At 39.7% G+C, this 11,712-nt stretch carries 8 protein-coding genes and 1 pseudogene; 2 read left to right on the plus strand and 7 right to left on the minus strand.

Annotated elements, in window-relative coordinates; translation table 11 throughout:
• Positions 1 to 3: 3 nt before the first annotated feature.
• Complete coding sequence (locus U5J89_RS08170) at positions 4 to 861, plus strand: uracil-DNA glycosylase (RefSeq protein ID WP_322575119.1); 858 nt, start codon at positions 4 to 6, stop codon at positions 859 to 861.
• A 144-nt stretch (positions 862 to 1,005) separates the two neighbouring features.
• Positions 1,006 to 2,517, plus strand: coding sequence for a replicative DNA helicase (dnaB, locus tag U5J89_RS08175; RefSeq protein ID WP_322575120.1), 1,512 nt, complete (start codon positions 1,006 to 1,008; stop codon positions 2,515 to 2,517).
• 2 nt (positions 2,518 to 2,519) lie between these two features.
• Here the strand turns inward: dnaB and U5J89_RS08180 are convergent, their stop codons facing one another.
• From U5J89_RS08180 to U5J89_RS08215, 7 genes and pseudogenes are all read right to left on the minus strand, one after another.
• A complete protein-coding gene (locus U5J89_RS08180) occupies positions 2,520 to 3,572 on the minus strand; it encodes an NAD-dependent epimerase (protein WP_322575121.1) in 1,053 nt (350 codons plus the stop codon).
• An 87-nt stretch (positions 3,573 to 3,659) separates the two neighbouring features.
• The gene (gene gmd, locus U5J89_RS08185) at positions 3,660 to 4,709 is read right to left on the minus strand and encodes a GDP-mannose 4,6-dehydratase (RefSeq protein WP_322575122.1); all 1,050 of its coding nucleotides are present in this window, start codon (positions 4,707 to 4,709) and stop codon (positions 3,660 to 3,662) included.
• Between the two features lie 100 nt (positions 4,710 to 4,809).
• Positions 4,810 to 5,767: pseudogene (locus tag U5J89_RS15930) on the minus strand (GDP-L-fucose synthase family protein).
• Positions 5,768 to 5,857: 90 nt separating this feature from the next.
• Positions 5,858 to 8,215 carry a GumC family protein gene (locus tag U5J89_RS08200; RefSeq protein WP_322575125.1) on the minus strand — a complete coding sequence of 786 codons (2,358 nt, stop codon included), beginning with the start codon at positions 8,213 to 8,215 and terminating at the stop codon, positions 5,858 to 5,860.
• 114 nt (positions 8,216 to 8,329) lie between these two features.
• Complete coding sequence (locus U5J89_RS08205) at positions 8,330 to 8,581, minus strand: hypothetical protein (protein WP_322575126.1); 252 nt, start codon at positions 8,579 to 8,581, stop codon at positions 8,330 to 8,332.
• Complete coding sequence (locus U5J89_RS08210; RefSeq protein ID WP_322575127.1) at positions 8,578 to 10,257, minus strand: nucleoside-diphosphate sugar epimerase/dehydratase; 1,680 nt, start codon at positions 10,255 to 10,257, stop codon at positions 8,578 to 8,580. Before U5J89_RS08210 ends, U5J89_RS08205 begins: the two co-directional genes overlap by 4 nt.
• Positions 10,258 to 10,544: 287 nt before the next feature.
• Positions 10,545 to 11,712, minus strand: a 1,168-nt coding sequence (locus tag U5J89_RS08215) for a DegT/DnrJ/EryC1/StrS family aminotransferase (protein ID WP_322575128.1), incomplete at its 5' end; no start/stop codon positions are given.

Here is an 11,712-nt window from a genome sequence, read left to right on the forward strand (position 1 = left end):
TCTATGGCTGATTCTAATCGAGATCCCAAAGATATTATTGATGACGCAATATCTTTTATCAAAAAAGAACGTGAATTATATGGGGATTTTTCGGTGGATTTTGAAAGCAAAGAATCTACCAAGAACGAATCTCCTGCTACCCAAACAACACCTACCGACAATAATGCTGTAACAGAACCATCACTGCAGGAATCATCCTCGAGCGGAAATAACCAGCAAGATGAGGGTTTTACACCACAGGAAGGGTTATTTAATAAGGATGAGTCCAACGATGTCTATTACCACATTGACAAGTGTAATTCGCTTGATGAGCTAAAAACATTGTGCCAAAAAGCGGATGTGCTTCGAACCGATTTAGAGGGAACACAATTGGTGTTTGGCGTCGGAAATCCCGATGCAGATTTAATGATTATTGGCGAAGCACCCGGTGCCGAAGAAGATAAACAAGGAGAGCCTTTTGTAGGTAAAGCCGGTAAACTGCTGGACAAAATTTTGAATGCTATCGATTTTAAGCGGGAAGATGTATATATCGCAAATATCCTAAAGCATCGCCCGCCCAACAATCGCAATCCCAAGCCGGAAGAGCGCGAACGAAGTCTGCCCTTTTTATTGCGACAAATCGATTTAATAGAACCAAAACTAATCTTGGCTGTTGGAAAAGTAGCAGCTCAAACGCTTCTTGATAAGAACCTTTCCTTAACAAAAATGCGTGGCCAATTCCATGATTTTCGAGGCAAATATGAGTTACTTGCCACCTATCATCCGGCTGCACTCCTTCGTCATCAAAAATGGAAACGTCCCACTTGGGAAGACGTTCAGCTGCTCCGCGAAAGATATGATGAACTCGGCGGCCAACCCTAAAAATTTTTAGAAAAATATAGGGTCTTTCACTTCGGTAAGAGTGACGCTTTTATTATACTTGTGAATGCGTGAACAAATGGCAATTACTCTTGTTCATTTCCTTCAAATCATACAAACTCGCTATAATTTTAGATCAGTTCTCGGATGGCATCAAATAAAGGATCAAATTACAATAAAGGTGATTCCAAAGTATTGGATCAGGAAGGACGCGTTCCTCCTCAGGCGGTAGAAGTTGAAGAAGCCGTGCTGGGTTCCATGCTGATTGAACACGAAGCGGCAACCATTGCTTTGCAGATGCTGTCTCCGAATGATTTTTACAAGCCTGCCCATCAACATATTTTTGAGGTACTGCACGATCTTTACGAACGCGATAATCCACTTGATCTGCTTACGGTCGAAAATGAATTGCGTGATAAAGGATTGCTTGATACCTGTGGTGGACCGGGCTACTTGTCTGAACTTACCCGCTCAGTCAGCTCAGCGGCAAACGTAGATTACCACGCCCAAATTATTGCCGAAAAAGCAACGAAGCGTAACTTAATTTTGGGTTGCACCGATATCATTAAGCAGGCTTACGACAGTTCTTCTGATACGATAGATGTACTGGATTATGCCGAGCAGCGAATTTTTGACCTGGCCAATTCGAAACAGCGAGCGCAGGCCCAACCTATTGGCGATGTTTTAAAAGATACTCTCTCTTATCTGGAAGATATCCGTGGTAAATCCTCCGGTATTACTGGAGTTCCCACCGGCACCGATGTGGATAAGTTGACGGCCGGTTGGCAAGACGGTGACCTCATTATTATTGCCGCACGTCCCTCTATGGGTAAAACAGCCTATGTTTTGACGACGGCACGGAACGCGGCTTTGCATCAAAACGAAAAACTGCGGACCAAGGTGGCTATTTTCAGTCTGGAGATGTCGAATCAGTCACTTGTTCAGCGTCTGCTGACGATGGAAGGACGAATTAATGCACAGAGCGCCCGATCAGGTCAGTTAGAGGACGAAGATTTTAAGCGTCTTATTGATGCTGCGGGTCGACTTTTTACGGCCAATATTTTTGTAGACGATACGCCTGGCCTAAGCATTATGGAACTGCGTACCAAAGCACGGCGACTCAAAAGTGAACATGATATTGGTCTTGTAATTGTGGATTACCTACAACTGATGACGGCCAGTGGAGATCACGGTACTCGAGAGCAGGAAATTGCCTCTATATCACGAGGACTTAAAGCATTGGCTAAAGAATTGGATGTACCGGTTGTTGCCCTGTCACAGCTTAGTCGCGCCGTTGAGCAACGCGGAGGTGACAAGCGTCCACAGCTTAGCGACCTTCGGGAATCGGGATCCATTGAGCAGGATGCTGATGTTGTGAGCTTCATTTATCGACCGGAATATTACGGAATCAAAACTACGCCTGAAGGACAATCTACTACCGGCCTGGCTGAAATTATTGTTGGCAAGCAACGTAACGGACCCACGGGTAGCATACCGCTGTATTTTGTTGAAGAATATGCTCGATTCGAAAACCTTACTACTGCAGATGCGGGTCCATATGGAGAACCAAACGACAACGCTTCTGACAATGGTGATCAATCTAATAATGGTGGGCCTCCAGCGGGACATAGCCCCGGCGGTGACAACGCTCCATTTTGAAGCTAGTTATAGTATTCTTTATACCAATCGATGAAGTTTTTTACTCCTTCCTCAATACCAACCTGTGGCCTAAAATCTATATATTCAAAAAGGTCTTCTACATCGGCCCAGGTTTTAGGCACATCACCCGGTTGCATAGGCATCATATTTTTTTCTGCTTCTATACCCAGTTGTTTTTCGATTTCACCAATAAAGTCCATCAGTTTTATCGGCGAACTATTTCCAATGTTAAATATCCGATAAGGTGCGAAACTGGTTGAAGGATCAGGGTCATCTCCATCCCATTCTTCGTTAGGCTCGGGAGCTTTGGGAATCAATCTAACAATGCCTTCAACAATATCGTCTATATAAGTAAAATCACGTTCCATATTCCCATAATTAAACACTTTTATAGGCTCATTATCTAGCATCGCTTTTGTAAACAGAAACAACGCCATGTCCGGACGACCCCAAGGGCCATACACAGTAAAGAAACGCAACCCAGTTGTGGGGATATCATATAAATTCGAATAAGTATGGGCCATCAGCTCATTAGACTTCTTTGTAGCTGCATACAAGCTCATGGGGTGATCTACATTATCTGATGTAGAGAAAGGCATATTGGTGTTAGCCCCATAGACAGAGCTGGAAGAGGCGTAAATCAAGTGCTCCAATGAATGATGGCGTGCAGCTTCCAGAAGATTCAAAAAACCGGTGATATTACTGTCAATATATCGATAAGGATCCTTGAGACTATATCTGACTCCTGCCTGAGCAGCTAAATTTATTACAAAATCCAAATCTTCATTTTCAAAAAGAGAATCAATGGTTGACTTATTCTCTAGGTCAGTTTTAATAAAAAATAAATTTTCTTTAGATGTGCTTTCTATAAGCTTATCATCACTCAAAGATTCTTTTGAAAATCCCAACTGAGCCAACCGATCATGCTTCAATTCCGTTGAATAGTAGTCATTAATATTATCGAGGCCAATAACTTTATAGCCCTCGTTACTCAACCTTTTTGTAAGATGGTAACCTATAAATCCAGCTGTTCCTGTAACAAGTATTGTTTTCATATAAAAGATTTAGAATCTCAAACTTTTAAATTTCACTCTCGGTAATTATTTCTGCTTGCATTAAATTCAATCAATAGTAAATGAAACTTATTTTAACTCATCCATATCCATTTCAACCATTTCCTTAACAAGATCATCAATGGTATAACTAAATTCCCAATTTAACTTTTCCTGGGCTCTAGATGAATCTCCAAGCAACAAATCAACCTCAGTGGGACGAAAATACTGTGGATCAACCTCGATAATGACTTCGCCGTCAGATTTATTAATTCCAATTTCATTTTTGCCCTCACCCTGCCATTCTATTTCAATACCTACATGTTTAAAAGCCATCTCACAAAATTCTCTCACCGAGGTAGTTTCACCGGTTGCCAACACCAAGTCTTCAGGGTCATCTTGTTGTAACATAAGCCACATCCCCTTAACATAATCTTTGGCATGTCCCCAATCTCGTTTTGCGTTTAAATTACCCAAAAACAATTTTTCTTGAACTCCTTTAGCAATTCGTACAGCTGCTCTCGTAATTTTACGCGTTACAAAAGTTTCTCCGCGGCGAGGTGATTCGTGGTTAAATAAGATCCCATTTACAGCAAACATGCCATATGCTTCACGATAATTCTTAGTTATCCAATAAGCATAAAGTTTTGCAGCACCATAAGGTGAACGAGGATAAAAGGGAGTATCTTCGTTTTGTGGTGTTTCCACCACTTTCCCATACAATTCTGAAGTTGAAGCCTGATAAAATCTAGTTTTATTTTCCATGCCCAGTATGCGAATCGCTTCCAGCATTCGCAAAACTCCCATTGCATCAACGTCTGCAGTATATTCCGGTGTTTCAAAAGAAACCTGTACATGGCTTTGGGCCGCCAAATTATAGATTTCGTCCGGTTGTGTTTCCTGGATGATACGAATTAAATTTGTAGAGTCTGTCATATCACCATAATGCAAATAAAAAGGTAGCCCTTTAAAGTGAGGATCATGATATAAATGATCTACTCTATCAGTTTTAATTAAACTTGCTCGCCGCTTTATACCATGTACTTCATACCCTTTATCCAATAAAAGTTCTGCAAGATATGAACCATCCTGACCTGTAATTCCCGTAATAAGTGCTGTTTTATTTCTTGATGTGTTCACGAATTAGTAATTAATTAAAAATTTAAAATTCATATCAATTTTACTCTTATATCCCCCTACCTGACGGTAGTCGAAACCACTCCTCCAGCGGAGGGGACTTTTAAGATTCAATTTCTCTTTCTTTAATCTCATCTAAATTTTCTAAAAACCATTCATAGGTAGCTCGAATTCCGTTTTCAAGCTCAATATTATAGGTCCATCCCTCATCCTCAAAGCGTGATACGTCCATCAGTTTTCTAGGGGTCCCGTCAGGTTTGGAGCTATCCCACTTAATATCTCCCTCATGGCCCACAATATTTTGAATTAGTGAAGCCAGTTCTTTAATAGTTATATCCTTGCCCGTTCCAACATTGTATAGACCATATCTTAAATCATTTGTTAAACTGAACAGTACAGCCTCTGCTACATCATCAACATGAAGGAACTCACGACGCGGAGATCCCGTGCCCCAAAGTGTAACCGGGACATGCCCCTCCTCTTTTGCCTCATGAAATTTCCTAATCATAGCAGGAAGCACATGAGAAGTTTTTAAATCAAAATTATCATTTGGCCCATAAAGATTAGTGGGCATCAATGAAATATAATTTCGGTTATACTGTTTTCTAAGTGCCTCAACCATTTTCACACCTGCAATTTTGGCAATTGCGTACCATTGATTGGTAGGCTCCAGTGGTCCGGTTAACAATAAATCTTCACTCATAGGTTGATCAGCATGTTTGGGATATATACAAGAGCTCCCTAGAAAATATCAGCTGATTAACATCATATTTATGAGAACAATTAATAATATTGCTTTGCATCTGGATATTATCATACAAAAACTGCCATGGATAATTATTATTTGCCATTATACCGCCTACTCTGGCCGCAGCATCTATGACTATATCAGGTTGTTCTTCTTCAAAAAATAGATCAACAGATTGCTGATCTCTTAGATCCAACTCTGAACTGGATCTGAAGATAATATTCTGCGCCCCTTCTTGTTCTAATCTTCTCTTGATTGCAGATCCAACCATACCTCTGTGACCTGCAATGTAAATTTTTGAATGACTATTCATTTAGATTAGATATAATTCAATTAAACAGAAAATTATATAAATCATGAAGGCAATTTCATTATTCAGTATCTGGTAACTAAGATAAGTCAATTAACTCGCATATTCTGAATAATTTTCATAAAGTGCCTCAAAATAACCAGCTCCATAGTAGTTCTCCGTCTCTTTGCGGTAGTCAAACTCATTTAAGACAATATTAGTGACATTTGCCTGAATTTGCTCAAGTTCATCTATTGTTCTAAATAGAAGCCCCTTATTCGTTTCTTGATATCGGGCAACAACTATTGTGGACTGACTATATTTTAGCACTGCTGTAGAATCACTTATGATACCGAAGGGGGGAGTATCAAAAAGAATGATATCAAAACTACGTTGTAAATTATCTATCAATTCCTTGAACTTAGAAGTTCCAATAATAGACTCATGATTTTTGGATGTGCTGCCCGTAGTAATAACACTTAATGAAGAGTTTATATCCGTACTTTTAACCAGGTTGGAAATAGGTAAATTGCCACCAAAATAGTCCGTCAATCCTTGCTTACTACTTAACCCAAGATATTTATGAAGCTTGGGTCGTCGTAGATCTACATCAATTAACAGGGTATTATATCCTGCTTCAGAAAAAGCTATACCAAGATTGGAAACAATTGTAGATTTTCCATCTCCTTTTGCAGGGCTTGTTACAGCTACAGTTTTAGGTGGAGTATCCCCGTTTTGAAAAATAATATAGTTCATTAATCGTCTCACAGACTCTGAAACAATATTCAAACTATCTTGCATCATCACTAATTCATTTGGAATCTTATCCTTTTTCCCTTTAAAGGATTTGAGTCGTTTTTGTGATTTTTTTTCAATTTTGGGAATGGTGATAATGTTAAATGAAGGTTGGTAAATATTCTTTAACTGATTAAGACTATTCACAGTATTATTCATAAACTCACGAGTTGCAATAAAAGCTGCAGACAAAAATCCTCCCAACATTAACCCTAACAACAGCAGGATTTTTTTATTGGGCCAAACAGGGGAACTAGGTACACTTGCTTTATCAATAATTTGTCCGTAACCAAATTGGGATTGCTTAAAGAGAGACATATCCGAATACTGCTTGGAGAGATTTAAGTATAGTTCTTCCTTTAGTTTTACATCCCTTTGCAATTTTGCAAGCTCAATCTTTCCTTCTGGAAGTGAGTTAAAAGTGGAATCAATCTCTTTTTTGTGCTCTCTAAGTGCCTCTAGCCTAGACTTATATTGGTTCTGCTGGATTTTCAAATCCACTAACCTATTTTGAATTTCAGTAACCGCCTGAGCTCTATCTTCACTACTTATACCTGTAAATTCATTATCTTCATTAAAAAGTTTTGAAGATAGTTCCGTAATTTCGTTTTTAACTTTTTCAATTTGTTTATTAAGGTATTGTAATCTATCAGGAAGAGGCTTCCTATCTAAAACCCCTGGGTTTCTTGCAATAATCAGCCTACGCTCTTTCTCGTATTGAGCCATTTCTTCCTGTAAATTTTGTATTCTCGGCTCCAAAGCCTCAGAATACTGTTTCGACAGACCGGGCTTAATTTCTTCAAGTCGCTGTTCATATTTTTCAATAGTCTCCTCTGTAGTCTTTAGGTCCAATTTAACCCGCTCTATTTCTGCTTCAGTTTCTTCTCTGCGATTTACAATATTAGCTGCTTGTTCATCAACCTGAACTATTCCGCTGGAATTCATATAAGATCGCAGCTTCTCTTCGGCTTTTCTCAACTCTTCTTTGGCGGCTTCTTTCTCCTTTTTCAAAAACTCAGCCGTTTTACTGGCAGCTTCCCTGTTCTGTTCTGTTGATTGTTCAACATACACCTCCATTGCATTGTTTACAATTTTTGCAGCCTGTTTTGGACTTTTGCTTGTAAAACTTACATCAAGAACATCAGCCTTTTCTTCAGGTTTATTAAAAGCAAGATTACGTTGTATTCGGGATGTAACTGTAGCCTCATTAGCACGGTAAAACTCTTTGTTCTCTTCATCATAGGTCCACAATATTGGGTAATCAGAAATTGTTAAAGAATCCTGATCCATCAATGATTGGCTTACTTGTCGTGCAAATGAACGTGACTTAAAAACTTGAATCTGATTAGCTAATGTAGTACTCAGGCCTTCTCCTGTTGTTTGATTCATCAACTGAGAAAGTCGATCATCTTGACCTCCAGCAGGAGTTTCAATTAAAATAGTGCCATTGGCTTCATAGACAGGAGTAGCATTTTCAGCATAGTACCATGCACCGCCAGCCCCGGCAATCAACAGTAAAATTATGATCCACTTGTATCTAAGGGCGATCGATAATAATCTCTGAGGATCTAGCGCATTACTACTAGATGTTGATTTACCAAAATTATAATCTGAATCAAATCGAAACCTTTGAATGTCATTTTCAGACTTGTGGTGATTATTATTGGAGGATTGCATCCTATTTTTCTCTCATTTAAAATTTAAACTTGCCACAGTAATTAATTGTACTGCTGGTAAAATATTACTGCTAATCTAATTTATTAAAAAATATATTTACGCTTCTTTTTTTAATTACTCTAAAACTGCTAATTTATTCTCTTTTTTAGATTTTTGAATACTTTTATCTGATCCATTATTCTTAAAATTGTACGAAGGGACAAGAGTTTTCAAATAAACCCTCACAGATTCCCCATTATCGCTTTGCAATAGCGCAACCAGCTCACTGATTTTATGATCAAGCTCTTGTCTATCAAAGTTTTTGCTGCACTGTGCTTTAAATATCTCTTCGTGTTCAGTTTCTAACACTCCCTCCTCGGCATTCAATAATTCCTCAAAAAGTTTCTCTCCGGGCGACGTCCCACAATTTCTATTGCGATATCTTTTCCAGGTTCGAGATTGTGTAATTTGATCAGGTCTTGAGCCATATCCATAATTTTTACAGGCTCACCCATATCAAGAACAAAAACTTCTCCACCTTCACCCATAGAACCAGCCTGCATTACCAACAGAACAGCTTCAGGTATCGTCATAAAGTACCGCTTCATTTCAGGATGAGTTACGGTAACAGGACCTCCATTCTTTATTTGATCAATAAAAATAGGAATAACGGATCCTCTCGAACCCAATACATTACCGAAACGAACAGACATAAATTTGGTTGAACCGTCATCCGCACAGCACATGCAAATTTCTTCAGCTATTCTTTTCGTAGCACCCATAACATTTGTAGGGTTTACAGCCTTATCGGTGGAAACCATGATAAATTTATCAACATTATGTTTGATAGCAGCCGAGGCAACAGTTCTTGTACCCAATACATTAACCCTAATGGCCTCTTCCGGAAATGACTCCATCATCGGTACGTGCTTATATGCAGCTGCATGAAATATTACATCCGGCTTAAACCTCTTTAAAACTTTATCAATCTTTTGGTCATCTGTAACACAGGCCACACACGGTATTATTTCTTTGTCTTGCTTATTACATTCATTTTTTAGATTAAAAAGCTCCGTTTCATCAATATCAAGAGCAATAAGTTTGTGGGGACTTAAATTTGCACATTGCCTAATTAATTCACTACCAATAGAACCACCAGCACCCGTTACCAGCACCTTCTTGCCGTATATACTTTTCTTTAAGTTATCCATATTAATATTTATGGGCTCTCTTCCAAGCACGTCCTCAATTTTAATATCACGGATATTCTTGATACTCACCGGATCATCAGAAAGTGATTGGAAAGCAGGCAGAATCTTAATATCCAGTTCCGGACGAATCTTTTTGAGTTTATTAATGATCTCCTTTAAATCCTTCTTAGGGTAATCAGGATAGGCAACGATAAGCTGATCTACAGGATGGGTTTCAACATATTCCACCATTTCTTCTGGGCCACCAAGAGTTCTAACTCCATGCATATAAAGCCCTTTTACCACTCTATCGTCAAACAGTGCAAGTACCTTAAAATCCAGTTTCTCGTTTTTAATTATATCTCGAAGTATCTGCTCCCCTTCGTTTTCAGCGCCAAAAATTATGGTGCGAGAACTGTTTTTATTTTTAGTACCCAGAAGCTCAAAAATCAAGCGTTTACTAATTCTAAAACCAGAGATAAACAGGATAGCATAAACCGACATTAATATTATGAAAATATAGTCATGGGTTCCCATCACCTCAAACAATGTATTAGATATCACCTGTGACAGAATTGTACCAACTACTACAGCCACAACAATCTTAAAAAATTCAATTATGCTAGTATGCCTCCAAGTTGACATGTACATCCTTAAAACTGCCAGTATTCCAATTGTTGAAATTGCGACAATTACGGAGAGTGCATACGGAAATGTCTCAATACTAGATGTGAGAGGTGCCAGAGTGAAATACGCCAGTAATGCAGAAAGAAATAAAAAAAGCGTATCACCTACCAAAAAGAAGACACATCTGGTATATGTGTTTATATACTTTGATAAGGTTGAATCGTTTTTATTAAAATCAAACTCCATTTTACCCTCTTTGATTATTCACTTTTCTAACAGTACGCTACCGAATGAGCAGATGAATTAATTTCTAACCCTTTGGTTACATCATTTACCCCTATAGATTCTATTAATATTTAATACGTGCTTCTATAATGAGCTAATAATATTAATAGAATTTACCGAAATATTAATGAAATCTTGATTAAAATTAATTAATAGATTATTAGCCTTAGGGCTTCAATTAACACTTTTTATACAACCCGTAAAAGGATGTGCTCTTGAATGAATCCCAGAACTACCGAACATTTTTTTTATTTTTCCAAACAGTCTTTAATAGTCGCTACAACTCTCCTTTTTTCTTTCCCAGTGAGATTGCTTCCCGACGGCAGGCAAAGTCCATATTCAAACAGCGTATCCGAAACTTCGTTCCCGTAGTGTGGATACTCTTCATACAGCGGCTGCAGATGCATCGGCTTCCAGAGCGGTCGGCTTTCTATATTCTCTTCTTCCAGCGCCAGGCGGATGTCCTCCCTGTTTACCCCTCCTGTCTCTTCCGGATTTACCAGTACCGTCGTTAACCAGCGGTTGCTTTTATAGTTCTCTGGCTCTTTTAAGAAGTAAAGACCGCTTCCTGTTGAATGTTGAACGTTGAATGTTGAATGTTGACCTGTAGTACGGTCGTACGTCGTCGGTCGTCCGTCTGCCTTATCCTGCAACCATTCCCCGTCCAACTCCCTAAAATAAAACTCATGATTCGCTCGCCTCGCCTCTACCCTCTCCTCCAGCACCTTCATCTGTCCGCGCCCGATACCGGCCACGATATTGCTCATACGGTAGTTATAGCCCAGCTCGGAGTGCTGATAATGCGGGGCATCATCGCGGGCCTGGGTAGCCAGAAACCGAGCTTTTTGAATCAGCGCTTCGTCATCTCCTAACAAGGCCCCGCCTCCGGATGTAGTAATAATCTTGTTTCCATTAAAGGAGAGTACTGATAACTTTCCGAAGGTCCCGCATTTTTGACCATTAATAGAAGAACCCAAGGCCTCGGCAGCATCCTCAATCACCGGAATATCATACTTGCGCCCTATTTCCAAAATACGCTCCATCTTCGCCGGCATCCCGTATAGGTGCACTACAATTATCGCCTTCGGCTTTCCACTTTTCGTCACTTTGTCACTTTTTCTCTCTGTCCCTCCCTCGATTCTATCCAAAATCGCTTGTTCCAACAGTTCCGGATCCATATTCCAGGTCTCCGGCTCCGAATCCACAAATACCGGACTAGCGCCCTGGTAGCGTATGGGATTCGCCGTAGCCGCGAAGGTAAAGGACTGACAGATCACCTCATCACCCGCTTCCACACCACAAAGCATCAAAGCCAGATGAATAGCCGCCGTACCGGAGGTAACCACGGCCGCGTGCTCACGGCCTGTAAAAGTCTGAAGATCTTCTTCAAAGCCATCCACATTGGCTCCCAGCGGA

This window comes from Fodinibius sp. (assembly GCF_034521915.1).
Taxonomy (GTDB): domain Bacteria; phylum Bacteroidota; class Rhodothermia; order Balneolales; family Balneolaceae; genus Fodinibius.

Coding starts and splice junctions, on each gene's coding strand:
- U5J89_RS08170 (WP_322575119.1), top strand. CDS start 4: ATGGCTGATTCTAATCGAGATCCCAAAGATATTATTGATGACGCAATA.
- U5J89_RS08210 (WP_322575127.1), bottom strand. CDS start 10,257: ATGGAGTTTGATTTTAATAAAAACGATTCAACCTTATCAAAGTATATA.
- U5J89_RS08200 (WP_322575125.1), bottom strand. CDS start 8,215: ATGCAATCCTCCAATAATAATCACCACAAGTCTGAAAATGACATTCAA.
- U5J89_RS08180 (WP_322575121.1), bottom strand. CDS start 3,572: ATGAAAACAATACTTGTTACAGGAACAGCTGGATTTATAGGTTACCAT.
- dnaB (WP_322575120.1), top strand. CDS start 1,006: ATGGCATCAAATAAAGGATCAAATTACAATAAAGGTGATTCCAAAGTA.